This is a genomic window from Sphingobacterium sp. JB170 (genome assembly GCF_900163865.1).
Taxonomy (GTDB): domain Bacteria; phylum Bacteroidota; class Bacteroidia; order Sphingobacteriales; family Sphingobacteriaceae; genus Sphingobacterium.
In genome coordinates, this window is the sequence record NZ_FUKU01000026.1 from 211,861 (window position 1) to 229,168 (window position 17,308).

Sequence of the window (17,308 nt, forward strand, 5' to 3'; positions counted from 1 at the left end):
AACAAACAAAAATTCAGTTGTTGGGTTCCTGATAAAAGAGGCCAAGAATGAGCGCTGGCCGGGGTATGTTTATTTACCCGAAAACACGCATCTATACCCAAAGAACGATCATCATGAGCAACAAACTATTTCTCGAAAACAGTGCCTATATAAACGGAAAATTCGTCACTCGTAAATCAACCTTTACCGTCATAAATCCAGCGACCTTAAAACCCTTTGGTACCGTAGCCGATCTTAATGTCGCCGATTGCACACGCGCGATCGAAGCGGCTAATCAAGCATGGCTCAGTTGGCGCAACACCACTGTTGGCGAACGCTCAAATTACGTAAGACGGATGTTTGAACTAATAAATGAACATGCCCACGAGTTCGCAGAGATTATGACACTAGAGTGCGGTAAACCTATACAGGAATCACTTATCGAAGTAGACTATGCTAATTCATTCATGGAATGGTTTGCTGAAGAGGGTAAACGTACTTATGGAGAAACAATACCCTCGGTAAAGCTTGGCTCACGTTTAACAACAATAAAACAATCTGTCGGTGTTATTGCTGCTATTACGCCCTGGAATTTTCCCCTAGCCATGATAACACGAAAAATAGCGCCCGCTCTCGCTGCGGGGTGTACCGTTGTACTTAAGCCTGCCTCGCAAACCCCATTCTCGGCCTTAGCGCTCGCGAAAGTAGCGCAGCTTGCTAAACTTCCGGCCGGAGTATTGAACATCGTCACTTCGAAAGATAGTAAGGGGGTCGGTAAAGAACTTGCGACAAACCCGCTCGTGCGCAAGATATCATTTACAGGATCTACCTCAGTTGGTAGTACGTTGATGAGCCAAGCAGCAGGGACCGTAAAGCGGGTATCAATGGAACTCGGCGGCAATGCTCCGTTTATTGTATTCGACGATGCAGACATCGATAAAGCCGTGCAAGGGGCATTGGCAGGTAAATTTAGGAATGCCGGACAAACCTGTGTTGCAGTTAACAGGTTCTATGTACAAAAAAACGTTTACGATGAGTTTGCAAAGAAACTCACGGTAGAAGTAAAAAAACTCAAAGTGGGTGAAGGTATCAAAAAAGACACTCAGGTGGGTCCTCTTATTAATCAAAGCGGTGTCGATAAAGTAAACGAACACATTGCGGATGCCCTAAACCGTGGTGCGAGGCTGCTAACTGGAGGAAAAGTCCTGAGAGGTCTATTCTACAGCCCGACGGTGATCACAAACTTGCCAACTGATGCACTTATCGCTCACGAAGAAACATTCGGCCCAGTCTGTGCCCTATTTCCCTTCGAGACCGAAGAAGAGGCCATTCAGCTCGCCAACGATACGCCCTTCGGGCTTGCCGCTTATATATATTCCAACAACATTTTTCGTTGCCATCGAGTCAGTGAACAGATCGAGTCGGGAATGGTTGGTGTTAACACCGGGATGGTTTCCAACGCCTCTGCTCCATTTGGTGGCGTAAAACAATCAGGGATCGGCCGCGAAGGTTCCACCTATGGTATCGACGAGTATTTAGAGGTAAAGTACGTTTGTTTCGGTGAGTGAGGTTACTCGGACCTACCATAAATGATAACGAACACCCAGCATTACATAATTGGGATCTACCTCATCCCAATTCGTGTTATATTTCAGCTTGTATCCCGTGTAGACGGATAAATTGACGTCAGGAAAAAAGTAGCCAAATCCGGCCTGTCCGTTGAGGACAGTGAAATTATCTTTCGATTCGGGAATGGTGATATTATCATTGTCATCCGCATCATTGTACCGATAAAAATCTTGGCTAACACCCCCACCGATAAAAACCTGAAAATTCGTCTTACTTCGATCTAAGATCGAAAGGATATAATCTGCGCCCACCGCCACATATCCATTCCGTCCATAAACTTGTGCCTGAACACCAGAATGATTCGTGAAATCATATTTGCCCTGTATCCCGAAAGCACCATTATAGGAGGGATCTTCTAGCTGTACCTCGCCGTAAAAACCTAATGCAAATGAATTTTGTTGTCCATAGCTTGTGTGAACTAAAGCAATTAGGACAAATATTATGAGTATATTTTTCATGTTAATAAGTTAGTCAATGCGCTCTCCTTTAGACTTCCGATACCGTTTATAGACTTTGATTAAAACCATCAGTAACACTGCCAACCCGACAAGGCTGAGCACGCCAAATACCCAGTCGACAGCTGACCTAAAGATAACCAAAAATACAATAGCAAATAGGATAATAGTGGACACCTCATTCCATAATCGAAGGTGAGCCGATTTCCATCTCGATTGGCCTTTAGCAAGCAAATGCATTAAATGCTGTGTTTTAAAATGGTATGCAATAAGACAGACGACAAAAGCCAATTTGATATGCATCCAGGGTTGAGATAAAAAACCAGGAGACAAATACAGCATCACCAAAGCCGAGGATATTGTGATATACATCGCCGGTGTAGCGATCACCCACCAAAGCCGACGTTCCATCACTATAAATTGTTCATGTAAAACACGGTACTCGTCACGCGACTTATGTTTCGCTTCGGTATGGTACACAAATAAACGGGGCATATAAAAAAGTCCCGCCATCCAACAGACCATGAAGATTATATGTACCGATTTCGCGTATAAATACAACATAGAACTCTAAAAGCAGGGTGGGGATATGTTTGCGATTACCCCCCCCTTAATTAATATCTAAATTCTTTTACCACATCAATAGCGTACTTCACATTATCGAATGGGATATCAGGCATTATTCCGTGACCTAAATTAAAGATAAAACCGCCTTCACCACGCATGCGCTCGAAAAGATCAAGAATCTTCTTCCGTATAACGGCTTTATCCGCATACAAAACAAATGGATCAAGATTTCCCTGTACTGCGATTCCCGAGGGAAGAGACTGTTTAATAATTTTTAAATCCGCATTCCAATCTACCGAAATCACATCTGGTTTCGCTTCAGCCATAATTGGGGCAAAAACAGACGAGCCTTTACAGAACGAAATCACGGGTACAGAACGCTTAATATTTGCCAGTATATAAGCATTATATTTATGAGAGAATTCTCTATAATCGTTCCACGACAAAGCTAGCGCCCAGCTATCGAAAAGTTGAACAGCATTAACGCCTGCGTCAATTTGTAGGTTTAAATATTGAATAGTCACATCCGCTATTTTTTGCAAGATACTGTGTGCCAATTCTGGCTCATTGTTGAGCATCAACTTCGTTTTCTTAAAATCTTTAGACGACCCGCCCTCCACTAGATAGCTTAATATAGTAAAAGGTGCACCGGCAAATCCGATCAAAGGAAGTTTGCCGTCAAGTCTTTGCTGAATTACTTTGATTGCATCGGGAACGTAGGACAGCTTATCTAAACAGTCGACTGAAAGATTAGCGGCATCCGCTTTCGAGCGAATGGGGTTGCTAAATCGAGGGCCAACACCTTGTTCAAAGGAAAGATCTCCTCCCATGGCTTCTGCGGTTACCAGAATATCAGAAAATAATATCGCAGCATCAATCCCTAACAAATCTACAGGAAGCATCGTTACGTCAGCGGCAATCTCTGGCGTTTTGCACATCTCTAAGAAGCTATATTTGTTCTTAATCTCCCAATATTCAGGCATAAAACGACCGGCCTGACGCATCATCCATACGGGTGGTCGTTCGGTCTGCTGCAATTGTGCAGCTCGGATCAATAAATCGTTTTCTAAAATCTGACTCACTTCTTTGTTAGTTTATTTAATTCTATTTCTATTTTCCCTATAATGCCCGTCTGGCGAGCCGTTAACTTCAGCTTTTTTGCTAGATCTAAATAAGGTTGTACTCGCTCGTAATTCTTCTTCCGTAAGCTTATATTCGCAAGATTAATGAAGACAAAGCCTTTCTCCGAATCCCGCTTCCAAGGTAGTCGAGACGCCAACTGAAAATGATACTCAGCCTCATCAATCTTTTCCTCTTTTAAAGCAATATTCCCCATCATAAACTCATAAAAGTTACGACGACCTTTACGTAATTTATCTGGGTTTTGAATTTCTTCCAAAAGGACTTTTGTTTTCTCGTAGTCTTGTTTATGAAATGCCTGCGTCGCCAAAAACACAGTGCCCTCACGAAAATGCGACCATACGAGATAACCGATTCCCCCAAGAATATAAACGGTGATATTATAATGCCCTGCATACAGTGCATAAAGAAGAAATGCCGTCGCGACTGCGATGACAATTACTCTTGATCTCGTATTCATCTAGTCGATTATGCTGACGGCGTATCCGTAAATTTGTACCCGACGCCCCTAATGGAGTGGAAGTACACCGGGTGCTTTTGGTCAGGTTCGAAATATTTTCTGAACGTTAAAATGAAATTGTCGATCGTCCGAGTCGAAGGATAAACATCGTAGTTCCAAACAGTTTCCAAAATCTGTTCTCGAGAAACCGCATCATTTTTTCTTTCAATTAACAACTTTAGAAGCATTGTTTCCTTCTTTGTCAATGACGTGATCGTGCCATCGCTATGATGAAGTTCAAAAGAGTTAAAATAGATCGTTTTATCACCGATAGTGTAGGAATTAAATTCCTTAAGATCGTCCGATTTAAGACCACGACGAATTAAATTTCCTACGCGTAAAATAAGCTCTTCCAAATTAAAAGGTTTCACCAAGTAATCATCGGCTCCCTTTTTTAGCCCGGTGATACGATCCTCGCTACTGTTTTTCGCTGTCAAGAACATAATAGGAACCTCTGTGTTCTGCAACCGAATTGTCTCTGCGACCTGGAAACCATCAATTTCCGGAATCATCACATCTAGAACCACGAGATTAAAGCGCTCTTCTTTAAACCGTTTAAGTGCCATCTTACCATCAACCGCAGTGGTCACACGATAGCCTTCAAGCTCCAAATTTAATTTAATAGCTTCTAACAAATGTTCTTCATCTTCGACTAATAGTATACGTTGTTTAGTTTGCATAGTTGTCAAATGTTACTTCAAAAATACTCCCAGAAGGAGTGTTATCTTTAACCTTAATGGTCGCATTATGCTTTTGTAATACAGTCTTTACGATATACAAGCCTAATCCAGTTCCTTTTGTTTTACGTGTCGATTCATTTCCCACGCGATAAAACTTATTAAAAATCAGCTTTTTTTCATTTTCCGAAATTCCAGAGCCGTGATCAGAGACAGAAAACAGGAGTCTACCTTCCGTTTTTTGTTTCAACGCCACATTTACCTTCGCACACGGCGGAGAATATTTAATAGCATTTTCGATTAAATTATTCACGACATTAGTGATCGCAAACTTATCGCCATGAATGATAACCTGCTCTTCTAAGTCTGGTTCAATAATTTGTGTACTGCAGAAATTCTTTTGTAAACGCCCGACCACATTGCTTACTACCTCTGAGAAGTTAAAGTCTTCTTTAGGTAGATTAAAATGATTGTTTTCCAATTTTGTCGATAAAAGAACATTTTCAACCAGATAATCCAATCTCTCGATATCTTTTAACGAGTTAGAAAGAAACATTTGCTGCTGCTCTCTATTCAAATCGCGTTTCATAATAGTCTGAATATATAACTTAACAGACGCTAATGGCGATTTCAATTCATGCGTCACAGAAAGCAAAAAGTTTTGTTGTTGTGTTTGTTGCTTATGTTCTCTTACGATTAGCTTTTTCAAACGCAACGCCCCCCAAATAAATATCAGAAGGAAAAACACGCCTTCCCCTATTATCATTACGCGGCGCTCTGGTTCATAGTTCACGAGCAAGTAACCCCACCAAGAGAGTTGCATAATCGCATATAAAACCAAGAAATAAAACAATAACAGTGCTCTCTTCATTGCAAGAATTATCAATATACACAAAAATAACTATTTGTGAAGACCAAAGGAAATACTCAGTCGATTTTGACACTAATACGAAGATTCCTTTTTTGTGTAAGTTTGTAAATGTTTTCAGCGAAAAAAGATATTTTTTTTGATCTAGATCACACCTTATGGGATTTTGATCTTAATGCACGTGAAACCCTCCACGAGCTCTATGGAAGATACGCGTTCCGCGATCTGACTGGTGAGGAAAACTCCGATAGATTCATCGAGACGTACACTGTTAATAACCACAGACTATGGCATCTTTATCATCATGGAAAGATTGATAAAGAAACATTGCGAAAAGCAAGATTTGAGGACACGTTCCGCGAATTAGGCATTGATCCAAAGGTATTTCCTTGGAAATTTAATGACGATTATCTTGCGATCTGCCCGACAAAAACGAGACTATTTCCCCATGCGCATGAGACATTAACCTACCTCCAATCTCGCTATAATCTACACTTAATATCAAACGGTTTCAAAGAGGCTTGTGAAATGAAGTTAGATCGCAGTAAACTTCGTCCGTACTTTAATACAATCGTCATTTCTGAAATTGTTGGGGTCAACAAGCCCAGTCCGGAGATATTTCAATTCGCAATCAGCAATGGAAAAACGAGCATTGAAAATGCGGTGATGATCGGTGACAACTTAGACGCTGATATTCGCGGGGCGCAAAATGCCGGTATCGATGCGATATATTTTAATGCAGTGGGCGCCCAAAAACCGGATGACGTATTACATATGGTTACAAATTTAAAGGAGCTTCAATCAATGTTTTAAGGCCCCTGCATATTGTAAACGACCCGCTAAATAAATATTTAGCGGGTCGTTTCTTTATTAGTCGTTCCTGGTTACTACAACACTTTTACGGTAACATTTTTCAACCAAACATCGTTGCCATGATCTTGAAAACCAATAACACCAGATTTTGATTTCCCACCAACTTCAGTTAAAAGTTTATACGCTAAAGGCCATTTAGTTTCACTAAACTTACTGGATTGTATCAGCTCCCTCCATTCCGGCGTCCAAAATTCGTATTCTACAACTTTCACGTCATTTTGATAATGTGTAACCTTTCCGTTGTTTACAACAATTTTCGCTTTATTCCATTGACCGGCAGGATTTCCATTCTGCGGTTTGGCAGGAATCATATCATAAAGGGATCCTGATTTACGGTTTCCATCTACGCCCATTTTCGCATCGGGATGATTCTCATTATCCAATAATTGATATTCCGGGCTTGATATGTAGATCGGTTGATCTTTAACCTCTTTCGCTAGGACAAATACGCCGGAGTTTCCACCCTCGGAAATTTTCCATTCAAATTCGAGTTCGAAATTCTTAAAATCGTAAGCAAAAATCAGATCACCACCATCGGCGTCCGGATTTCCTGCTGGACTTGCTGAATATTTCAACGTCTCGCCATCAATACCCCATTTCCCTGGGACCTCGGCTTTATTATATCCTCTCCATCCTTCCAGTGAGCTACCATCAAATAAGACGTATGCTCCATCAGCGTTCTTTTTAAAGGACTTAATGTTAACTTTGGGATTTGTAGTTATCTCATACTCGGGAGTTGGAGTTGAGGTGTTTTTAACTTTCTGTGTATTACAAGACGTGATTGTAAATACCAAAGCAGCACCTATGATGCTCATAAATTTTTTTTCCATTCTTTTGAACTTAGTTTAGTTGTTAGTTAAAGGTAATAAATTAAACCAATTTTTAAAACCCACCACCCATATCTTCTTCAGATCCTTGATTTTCTTGAGCACGTTTTTTAGTAATATCCTGAAGCCCGAAACGATACGAGAAGGACAGCGTAAACATACGTTTCATCCATCTGTGCTCAAAACTCGACCGGATTTGAGGTGTTTCCGTTGTTGCTCCAAATCGGCGAGAGTCAAATACATCACGCACATTGAACGATACATTCGCGCGCTTGTTCATAAATTCCTTTTTTACAGCTACGTCAACACCGGTCATCGACTTCATTTTTCCTTGTGCCATGACGCGCGGTGCGCGGTAATCTCCACGCAATTGCACCGACCAGGATTTCGGAAATCTAAAGTTAGTATTGACGTTGGTATTCCAGTTTACACCCTCTTGTTCCTCGATATCAAATTCTGGATTTCCTTCGTATTTATTATAGAATAAATTCCCGTTCCAGGTCACATCCCACCAGTTTTTTAAATTCACCTTAGCTATAAGTTCAAGCCCCGCGACGTTGGAGTTTGTCAAATTCTCCCATTTACTATAGGTAACGCTGCGATCATCCACAAAATAGATATAAGGCTGCATGACATCATTCATACGGCGATAATATATTGTTGATATAAAATTCCACTTATTATAAGTCTTCGCAAAACTCGCCTCTAACGAATGAATATCCTCGGGTAATAAGTCCGGATTACCTTGGCGACGGTTCATCTCATCCGACACATCTGGGAATGGATTTACTTGCCATCCGCGTGGACGTTGTACCCGACGGGTGTAGCTTAATTGCACTTTATCACCATCTTGGCCAACGTCGTAGGTGAGGAAAAGACTTGGATACAGTCGCAGATAGTCCATACCTCCTTCAGTTTGTAATTCATTAGCAGGTAACGAAGGGTCTTTTGCAAAATATGTCGTTGTGAGATCCGTCTGCTCAGCCCGAAGACCAACTTGGTATCCTATTTTGCTGGATAAACGATTTTGATAGTTTACGTACAACGCATGCACAGTATTGGTCATATCAAAATCGTTACTGATTGAGTAGTCTGGGTAATAGTTGTTGTCTTGAGTATTTAGTGTATCGGAGAACTGTGTATCAAAAGATTTTCTAACGACGGTCCGATAGCCCGCTTCAAACTTATGCTCGTCAGAAAAAGGTAGGACATAATCAATCTGCGCGTTGATCAACGTTCCATCTTCACTCGTATTATTTATACGTCCACTAGTGGGTATATTCGCCGTATAATCTTGCGTAAAATCGTTTACTCCATCCTCCGTATCCTTTCCGTAGCTGAAATTAGCTGACAATTCATGCCCTACTTTTTCGAATTTACGTGTAAAATCTAAATTTAAATCATACCCCAAATCACTTTCTTCTTGCCGGTTCACTCGGCTACTCGTACCCGAGAGATCCGGATGGTTAAAGTAGGAATAGAACAAATCTTCGCCTCGATCGTTATCACGAATACTTATATCTCCTGAAATGCCAACAGTAGTTTTATCATTGATATAATAGTCAGCACCGAGCTTCACCGTATTGTTGATTCCCTTTCTGGAACTTTCCTCCGTATTGTTAATTTGGCTACTATTATTTAAATAGAAATTCTCTCGTAACCCCGACCCAACGCTATGTCTCCTGTTGAAGTTGTAGCTACCATAATAATTAAACTTTCTATCACGGTAGTTTAATGTAACACCCGCCATATAGTTATTATATGAACCGCCCGATAAGGTAACATTACCGTTTAAGCCGGTACGAATATTCTTTTTCAAGATAATGTTAATGATTCCTGATTGTCCTTCAGCATCATATTTAGAAGACGGATTGGTAATGATCTCAACCTTATCAATAGCATTTGCAGGTAAGGATTGAAGAAGGGAATTCACATCGCTTCCAGCCATTGCCGATTCTTTACCATCGATCAAAATTTTCACGTTGGACGACCCCCTCAAATTTACAGAACCGTCCATATCGACCTGAATTGTCGGTACATTTTGCAATAAGTCGGTCGCAGATCCTCCTGCACTGACGAGGCTTTGGGAAGCATCAAATACTTTTTTGTCAATTGCGAGTTTCATCGCTGGCGCACGTCCTTCAACGACCACCTCTTGAATAACTTTCCCATCCGCCGTTAGCTTAATAACGCCGAGGTTAATATTTTCTGCTTCGTTCACTTGGATACTTTCTCGAATAATGTCTTGCATGCCTACATATGAAATCCGTAAGGCATAGCTACCAACAGGGACTTCGGGGAATACAAGTTTACCTTGGATGTCACTTTGTGCTCCCAAGACATAGGTTTTATTAGACTGCTTTAATAAGGAAGCACTAGCACCAATCACGGGCTCGTTCGTCGAGGCGTCGACAACAACGGCATTAATGGTGTTTTTTTGCGCTAAAAGAAATAAGGGTGAAAAACAAAAAACGATGAATACTCTTAAATTTATTGATGAAAGCATGTAATAAAAATATATGTTTCACAAAACAACCAAAATTAAATAGTTTTAGCAGCATCGTAACTGCATTATTACGTACGTAATACTACTCTGTGGAGACGGTCAAACCCTCGGATTTAAGGATTTTTCGATAGACTTCAACCTCCGTATAACTACCTTCTAGAACAATGCATTTTCCCTTATTATGCACTTCCCAAGCAATACGCTCTGATTCGGTTTCTGAATACTGAAGATGATGCATCAAACAACGTATTACATGCTCAAATGTATTAGTCTCGTCGTTCCACAAAATTAAACGATTGGAATCACGGGCTACGGCTAAAATCTCTGCTAACGTGAAGGTCTCTACTTCGGTTTCTACACTCATAAAACAAAAATAGGCAATTTTTAAAATTTAGTGAACCTTAAATCGTACGATTTCAAATGAAGTTATCCCGTCCCCTTGTGCAAAGTTTATAAGTTCGGGATTTCCAGGTATCTTGTAAAACTTCTCTAAAAAAACAAAAATCACCAGCAAAACACATCGGTAGTTGAATGCTATAGGTCCAGAAATCAATCCATCGTTTTTGCTAAAAAACAAAAAGTTGCAATATTTGTAATATATTGTGCCATCGCAGCATCATTAATTTTGATAGCACGATAATTACGGTGAGTGCGAAGATAAACCTACACTATCCGTAACTACGTATATAAATTAAAACTTCTATAGTGATCAGATAAGTTCACAGTTGAAAAAAAATCAGTTTATGTTTAATTCAAAGGTAGCAGGAATAGGACATTATGTCCCCAATAACGTTTACACAAATGATGATCTTACGCGCTTTATGGATACCAGTGACGAGTGGATTACAGAGCGTACGGGGATCAAAGAACGCCGGTATGCGGATCGCTTAACGGAAACGACTACAACGATGGCTATTGAGGCCTCGAAAATCGCTATCCAACAGGCGGGTACAACAGCTCAAGAGATCGATTTTATCGTATTCGCTACTTTATCTCCTGACTATTATTTCCCCGGATGCGGCGTTTTGCTTCAACGCGAAATGGGTATGAATGAAATAGGTGCACTTGACATCCGAAACCAGTGCTCGGGTTTTATCTATGCGTTATCAGTCGCTGATCAATTTATTAAAACGGGTATGTACAAGAACATACTGGTGGTCGGCTCGGAAAAACATTCGTTTGCACTAGATTATTCGACACGAGGTAGAGGTGTATCCGTAATATTCGGTGACGGAGCCGGCGCAGTAGTGCTCCAGCCATCAACCGATCCAAAGAAAGGTATTTTAAGTACACACCTCCATTCCGATGGAGCTGAAGCGGAAAAACTTGCGATGTATTATCCAGGTTCCTCAGCCGGACTTTGGTTAGATGAAAAGCCAGAATGGCCCGAACAGGAACTTGGGGGGATGTTAATGACACCCGAAATGCTCGAAAACGGAACGGCTTTCCCCTACATGGACGGGCAAGCGGTTTTTAAAAAGGCGGTGGTTAAATTTCCGGAGGTTATTCAAGAAGCTTTAACAAAAAATAATTTAACGACACAAGATATCAATCTACTGATCCCCCATCAGGCAAATTTGAGGATTTCTCAGTTTATACAAAAAACGTTAAAACTATCCGACCAGCAAGTTTTTAACAACATACAAAAATACGGAAACACGACTGCCGCTTCCGTGCCTATTGCACTGAGCGAAGCCTTTCTAGAGGGTAAAATTAAAGAGGGTAATTTGGTCTGTTTAGCTGCCTTCGGGGCAGGATTCACTTGGGGTTCGACACTAATTCGATGGTAAATTCAAAGAAACAAAACGAACATTAGTTGTTTTATTTCTTTGTTGCTCGTTATGTCTTTTGTTTCTTCTTCGCTTTTTCTTTCTTTTGAAAACCAGAACCAAAGATCACATCCCATATTCCTGAACTTACGCCAAACCCGCGCTCGGGATCAGCATAATGGTGCAACATGTGATGATCCTTTATGCGTTTAAATAACCCAGATTTAAAATTTGCGTGATGCATAGCGTAGTGGGACTCATCATAAATCAAGTAACCCAATAGAAAACCAGCAAAAAAACCTGCTAAAGTATATTCGGTAAAGAAAATACTAAAAATCCCATAAATTATCGCCGCCATAGGGATACTAGCGGACAGTGGCATCACCAAGCGTAAACGATCTTTCGGGTAGTCATGGTGTATCCCATGAAAGATAAAATGAATACGTTTCCCAAAGTTTGAACGAGGTTCAAAATGGAAGATCCACCGATGTAGAATATACTCTGCCAGAGTCCAGAATGCTAAACCATAAAAAAAATATAACGCGACATTTCCCGCGGTCATTTCTCCATTAACATATGCTTTATATACGAAATAACAGATGACTGGAATCCAAAAGATCAACGGAATGCTGTAATGTATTTTCGTTAATGATTCCAAAAAATCATTTTTGAACATACGTGACGACTCCGTAGAATTTGACACATACAACTTCTTTGCCATAATGTATAACTTGAATTTAAATCAAAGGTAACGAGTATTGAAATAGATACAAAATTTAACTTTTTGAACTTTTTCATTTTTTTGTCAAATTAATCAACCATCGACTAGAATGCAGTATTCCAGCGACATAGCCCGCTATCAATCACAATCTCCTGATTATCAACTAATTTACGGAGCACAGATGCTTTTAATTGTTGGTTCTTATCCTCGATCGCATTCATAAGCTCCTCTTCAGACATCGGTTCTGCTAACAAAATGTGTTGAATCGCTTCAGTAATCTTTAATTCGACTTGCTGCCAATGTGTACGTTTAAGGCAAATATCGCATACACCACATTGCTTTTCCTCGATTTCACCAAAATAGCTTTGAAGTGCGATGCTCCTGCAAACCGTATCTTCCAAATACGCGTTAATATATTCTAATTGTTCACGTTTAATTCGTTTTCGCTCAAATATAAATGCACTATCGACAAATAGATTCTTATAGTCAACACGAGGCTGTAAGAATTCCAGCTGTGGCGCATCGGTTTTTGGTAGATAAGTTGCGATTTGCAAGCTTTCCAGCCCACGAAGCAGTTCAGAAACGCCATCATACGATATTTTTAATGTCCGTGCTATATCGTACGCATTGATCGCGATAAAATATTCAAATAGCCCACCATGATTTCGCAGCAAATATTTAATAATCGGGTCGTACTTTGCAGCCTGAACTTGGAATTTATACAGTTCCTGACTATCTACTTCAAATTTAATTCGTGCGGGCAATACCGCGGGCTCCGACAGCGCAATCCATCCATCACGTTCCAGGAATTTAAGTGCGCTCATCGTGGAAAGTATATCAAATTTATAGCGCTTGGCAAATCCAACTATATCAAAAGACTCGACCACTCCTTTTCCTGCCCCATAAGCAATCTGAAAAAAATTAGCCAGTTGGTGGTACACCTGTTGTATGAAAGGAATCGAAGGAAAACTAGCTACAAAATAGCGTGACAATTTATCTCGATCTTCCTGATTGTACAGCATCACGGCATAGGCCTTCTTCTCATCACGTCCCGCACGCCCAGCTTCTTGATAGTAAGCCTCCAGGGTCTCTGGCACGTCCAAATGCAATACAAAACGTACGTCGGGTTTATCAATCCCCATCCCGAACGCATTTGTGGCAACGATCACGCGTATACGATTCGCCATCCAATCGTTTTGCTTTCTTGAGCGTTCGGCTGGTAAAAGCCCTGCATGGTAATAATCTGCCGAGATCCCATGATTCATTAAAAAAAGTGCCACCTCCTGCGTTTCGCGGCGATTGCGAACGTAGACAAGACCAGTGCCGCGAAGTGTGTGCATCATACGTAACATACGGGCAAACTTATCGTTCTCTTCAAGTGCCAAATAGCAAAGATTATCACGGCGAAAGCTTTTTTGAAATATTTGTGGTGCCGAGAACTGCAACTTCTCCTGGATGTCTTCCACTACCCGTACCGTTGCCGTCGCTGTTAATGCTAAAAATGGAACAGTAGGGTGAATTTCCCTGAGTTTAGAAAGTTGCAAGTATGATGGACGAAAATCATAACCCCATTCTGAAATACAATGTGCCTCGTCAATCGCAAAAAGGCATATTTTCATGTAGCGTAAACGCTCCTGGACGATTTCGCTATGCAAGCGTTCAGGTGCTAAATAGAGAAACTTAATTTTCCCAAAAATACAGTTATCTAAAATGATGTCGACTTCTCTTTTGGACATACCAGAGAAAACCCCTACAGCATCAATACCTTTGCTTCTCAAGCTTTGTATTTGGTCTTTCATCAACGCTATTAACGGTGTTATCACAATGCAGATTCCAGCAAGCTGAAGGGCTGGTACTTGAAAACAGATTGATTTGCCCCCTCCAGTAGGCATTAAGGCAAGCGTATCATGTCCTTGCAAAACAGAATCGATAATTTCCTGCTGCAACGGACGAAAAGAATCGTAGCCCCAATACTGCTTTAAAATTGTAACACTTTTTTGTTCCATGTATCACTCTATCACACAATGCTTCTAGCTCCGGTAGTCACTTTAAACGTACCGGAATCTAAAAATACAAAAAAACACCTAATTCGGCCTTTTATCGTTCTTCACATGTTCGTAGGTTAAACTCCTTGGGCTACCCAATTCGAAAAACATACTTAAAAAAAAAAAAGGGAAAGTATTTCTACCTTCCCTTATACTTTAAATTGAAGCGCTAATTATCCGTTCGATAATGCTGCCGCCCCCGAAACGATTTCCGTTAGCTCCGTCGTAATTGCTGCCTGACGTGCTTGGTTGTAAGATAACTTAAGTGCTTTCAATAAATCTCCCGCATTCTCTGTTGCTTTATCCATCGCCGTCATTCTTGCTCCGTGTTCAGAAGCATTAGAATCCAGAACAGCTTTGAATAACTGCGTTTTTATCGCTTTTGGAATCAATTCTTCAATAATTTTTTCCTTTGAAGGTTCAATTATATAATCCACCTCTGCTGAAACTTCTTCTCGCTGTTTTTCTTCCGGGATTAAAGGTAGTAATTGCTCTGCGGTCAATAACTGAACTGCAGCATTACGGAATTGGTTATACACCACTTCAACGCGATCAATATTACCTACTTTAAATTCGTCCATTACATAATCGGTAACTTTCGACACATTCAAAAACGTAAGATCGCTATACAGTTCATTATTATCCCCAATGACATTAAACCCCCGCTTTTGGAAGAAATCATGACCACGCTTACCAATAGCAATAATACTAAGATTGCCGCGGGCATGTTGCTCAGCATATTTACCAAATATGAGGTTATTCGCTGTTTTAATCGCATTTGCATTGAAAGCTCCCGCCAAACCTCTATTTGAAGTTAACACAATCACCAATACCTTCGTCGGCACGCGGTCTTGAGTAAACGGAGAATCATTATCTTCAACAGAAGCAGAAACTTGCGCCAAGATATCTCTTAACTTATTAGCGTAAGGACGTAATTGCACGATTGCATTTGTTGCACGTTTCAATTTAGCCGCAGCCACCATTTTCATCGCTTTGGTAATCTGTTGAGTCGATGTTACCGAACCGATCCGGTTTCTTACTTCTTTTAAATTTGCCATATACTAGTTTAGATTTGAGTCCAGCAGCGCGAGATACTTTTGTTTAGAATATCGTACTACAACCCCTTATCTGATTAATATTTTGCTGCTAATTCTTTAGCTACTTTATCCAACACTCCAGTTAACTCATCGCTGTATTTACCTGCTTTTAACGCAGACAACACTTCTGGATGACGTTGTTCTAGTTGTGTCAAATATTCTTCTTCAAATTCACGAACTTTATTCACTGGTACACTGCGAAACAATCCTTTCGTACCCGCGTAGATAATCGCAACTTGTTTGTCAACCGCAACAGGAGAATATTGTCCTTGCTTAAGAATCTCTACGTTACGTATTCCTTTATCCAATACGGCTTTTGTAGCGGCATCAAGGTCTGACCCGAACTTCGCAAAAGCTTCAAGCTCGCGGTATTGTGCTTGATCCAGCTTTAAAGTACCTGAAACTTTCTTCATCGATTTAATTTGGGCATTCCCTCCCACACGTGATACCGAGATACCGACGTTAATTGCAGGGCGGATACCCGCGTTAAATAAATTCGATTCCAAGAATATCTGACCGTCGGTAATTGAAATTACATTCGTCGGAATATATGCGGAAACGTCACCAGCTTGTGTCTCGATAATCGGTAAAGCTGTAAGTGAACCACCTCCTTTGACTAAATGCTTAATCGATTCCGGAAGGTCATTCATGTTTTTAGCAATTGCATCCGACGTGTTAATTTTCGCAGCTCTTTCCAATAAACGGGAGTGCAAATAGAAAACATCGCCCGGATATGCCTCACGTCCCGGTGGACGACGTAGCAGCAGGGAAACTTCGCGGTATGCAACTGCTTGTTTCGATAAATCATCATATACTATCAGCGCGGGACGACCTGTATCGCGGAAAAATTCTCCAATTGCAGCACCTGCCATTGGCGCATAAAATTGAAGTGGAGCAGGATCAGCGGCTGATGCAGCAACAACTACTGTATAGGCCATTGCGCCTCTTTCTTCAAGAACACGCACAATATTCGCTACGGTTGAATTCTTTTGACCAACGGCAACATATATACAGAATACAGGGTGCCCCGCATCGTAAAATTCCTTTTGGTTTAAAATCGTATCGATACACACCGCTGTCTTACCAGTCTGGCGGTCACCAATCACAAGCTCACGTTGCCCACGTCCCACAGGAATCATCGCATCGATCGCCTTAATACCCGTTTGAAGTGGTTCAGTCACTGGCTGACGATAAATAACACCGGGTGCTTTCCGCTCAATCGGCATCTCATAGGTTTCGCCAGAAATTGGCCCCTTACCATCAATTGGTAGACCTAACGTATTAACAACACGGCCTAACATACCTTCACCTACTTTAAGAGATGCAATACGTCCTGTACGCTTTGCGACGTCACCTTCTTTTACAGCGTCAGAAGGGCCTAAAAGAACGATACCTACGTTATCTTCTTCTAAGTTTAATACAATACCTTCTAATCCGTCACCAAACTCAACCAATTCTCCCGACTGAACTTTAGTTAAGCCGTAAACACGAGCAATACCGTCACCAATAGTAAGTACGGTACCCACTTCTTCTAGTTCGGCTTCTGACTTAAACCCTGACAATTGCTCTCTTAGAATTGCCGAAACTTCATCTGGTCTTACCTCTATCATTGTTGTTATTATAAGGGGTTTTCTATTCTATTTATCTTAAAAAAGC

General features: G+C 40.9%; 16 protein-coding genes. 3 read left to right on the forward strand and 13 right to left on the reverse strand.

Annotated elements, in window-relative coordinates; all coding sequences use genetic code 11:
- Window positions 1-113 precede the first annotated feature (113 nt).
- Window positions 114-1,547, forward strand: a complete 1,434-nt coding sequence (locus FM107_RS06425) for an NAD-dependent succinate-semialdehyde dehydrogenase (RefSeq protein WP_086947963.1) — start codon at window positions 114-116, stop codon at window positions 1,545-1,547.
- A gap of 12 nt (window positions 1,548-1,559) precedes the next feature.
- Here the strand turns inward: FM107_RS06425 and FM107_RS06430 are convergent, their stop codons facing one another.
- The 6 genes from FM107_RS06430 to FM107_RS06455 are packed head-to-tail and all read right to left on the reverse strand — an operon-like array spanning window position 1,560 to window position 5,817.
- Window positions 1,560-2,066: a hypothetical protein gene (locus FM107_RS06430; protein ID WP_086947687.1), complete on the reverse strand. Its 507-nt coding sequence runs from the start codon at window positions 2,064-2,066 to the stop codon at window positions 1,560-1,562.
- A 9-nt stretch (window positions 2,067-2,075) separates the two neighbouring features.
- On the reverse strand, window positions 2,076-2,627 hold the full coding sequence (locus tag FM107_RS06435) for a CopD family protein (RefSeq protein WP_086947688.1): 552 nt from the start codon (window positions 2,625-2,627) through the stop codon (window positions 2,076-2,078).
- 50 nt (window positions 2,628-2,677) lie between these two features.
- Window positions 2,678-3,712 (reverse strand): uroporphyrinogen decarboxylase, encoded by a 1,035-nt coding sequence (hemE, locus tag FM107_RS06440; protein ID WP_086947689.1) that lies wholly within the window; start codon window positions 3,710-3,712, stop codon window positions 2,678-2,680.
- Window positions 3,709-4,230, reverse strand: a complete 522-nt coding sequence (locus FM107_RS06445) for a hypothetical protein (protein ID WP_086947690.1) — start codon at window positions 4,228-4,230, stop codon at window positions 3,709-3,711. The genes hemE and FM107_RS06445 overlap by 4 nt, the downstream gene beginning before the upstream one ends.
- Window positions 4,231-4,238: 8 nt before the next feature.
- Window positions 4,239-4,949 carry a response regulator transcription factor gene (locus tag FM107_RS06450; RefSeq protein WP_086947691.1) on the reverse strand — a complete coding sequence of 237 codons (711 nt, stop codon included), beginning with the start codon at window positions 4,947-4,949 and terminating at the stop codon, window positions 4,239-4,241.
- The gene (locus FM107_RS06455; RefSeq protein ID WP_086947692.1) at window positions 4,939-5,817 is read right to left on the reverse strand and encodes a sensor histidine kinase KdpD; all 879 of its coding nucleotides are present in this window, start codon (window positions 5,815-5,817) and stop codon (window positions 4,939-4,941) included. The genes FM107_RS06450 and FM107_RS06455 overlap by 11 nt, the downstream gene beginning before the upstream one ends.
- 108 nt (window positions 5,818-5,925) lie before the next feature.
- Between FM107_RS06455 and FM107_RS06460 the strand changes: the two genes are divergently transcribed.
- Window positions 5,926-6,627 carry a YjjG family noncanonical pyrimidine nucleotidase gene (locus tag FM107_RS06460; RefSeq protein ID WP_086947693.1) on the forward strand — a complete coding sequence of 234 codons (702 nt, stop codon included), beginning with the start codon at window positions 5,926-5,928 and terminating at the stop codon, window positions 6,625-6,627.
- 74 nt (window positions 6,628-6,701) lie between these two features.
- Here FM107_RS06460 and FM107_RS06465 read toward each other — a convergent pair whose 3' ends face one another.
- The 3 genes from FM107_RS06465 to FM107_RS06475 all read right to left on the reverse strand — a co-directional run bounded on the left by FM107_RS06465 (window position 6,702) and on the right by FM107_RS06475 (window position 10,384).
- Window positions 6,702-7,517, reverse strand: a complete 816-nt coding sequence (locus tag FM107_RS06465) for a DUF1080 domain-containing protein (RefSeq protein WP_086947694.1) — start codon at window positions 7,515-7,517, stop codon at window positions 6,702-6,704.
- A gap of 52 nt (window positions 7,518-7,569) precedes the next feature.
- On the reverse strand, window positions 7,570-10,020 hold the full coding sequence (locus tag FM107_RS06470) for an outer membrane beta-barrel family protein (RefSeq protein ID WP_086947695.1): 2,451 nt from the start codon (window positions 10,018-10,020) through the stop codon (window positions 7,570-7,572).
- A gap of 82 nt (window positions 10,021-10,102) precedes the next feature.
- Window positions 10,103-10,384, reverse strand: coding sequence for an ATP-dependent Clp protease adaptor ClpS (locus FM107_RS06475; protein WP_086947696.1), 282 nt, complete (start codon window positions 10,382-10,384; stop codon window positions 10,103-10,105).
- 379 nt (window positions 10,385-10,763) lie between these two features.
- Here FM107_RS06475 and FM107_RS06480 point away from each other — a divergent pair, with 379 nt between their 5' ends.
- Window positions 10,764-11,810, forward strand: coding sequence for a 3-oxoacyl-ACP synthase III family protein (locus FM107_RS06480; protein ID WP_086947697.1), 1,047 nt, complete (start codon window positions 10,764-10,766; stop codon window positions 11,808-11,810).
- Window positions 11,811-11,859: 49 nt separating this feature from the next.
- On the opposite strand, the gene FM107_RS06485 is transcribed toward FM107_RS06480, so the two are convergent.
- From FM107_RS06485 to atpA, 4 genes are all read right to left on the reverse strand, one after another.
- The gene (locus tag FM107_RS06485) at window positions 11,860-12,510 is read right to left on the reverse strand and encodes a sterol desaturase family protein (RefSeq protein WP_256959383.1); all 651 of its coding nucleotides are present in this window, start codon (window positions 12,508-12,510) and stop codon (window positions 11,860-11,862) included.
- A gap of 104 nt (window positions 12,511-12,614) precedes the next feature.
- On the reverse strand, window positions 12,615-14,516 hold the full coding sequence (locus FM107_RS06490) for an ATP-dependent DNA helicase RecQ (RefSeq protein ID WP_086947698.1): 1,902 nt from the start codon (window positions 14,514-14,516) through the stop codon (window positions 12,615-12,617).
- A gap of 212 nt (window positions 14,517-14,728) precedes the next feature.
- The gene (gene atpG / locus FM107_RS06495) at window positions 14,729-15,613 is read right to left on the reverse strand and encodes an ATP synthase F1 subunit gamma (RefSeq protein WP_086947699.1); all 885 of its coding nucleotides are present in this window, start codon (window positions 15,611-15,613) and stop codon (window positions 14,729-14,731) included.
- Between the two features lie 74 nt (window positions 15,614-15,687).
- Window positions 15,688-17,262, reverse strand: a complete 1,575-nt coding sequence (atpA, locus tag FM107_RS06500; protein WP_086947700.1) for a F0F1 ATP synthase subunit alpha — start codon at window positions 17,260-17,262, stop codon at window positions 15,688-15,690.
- Window positions 17,263-17,308: the final 46 nt, after the last annotated feature.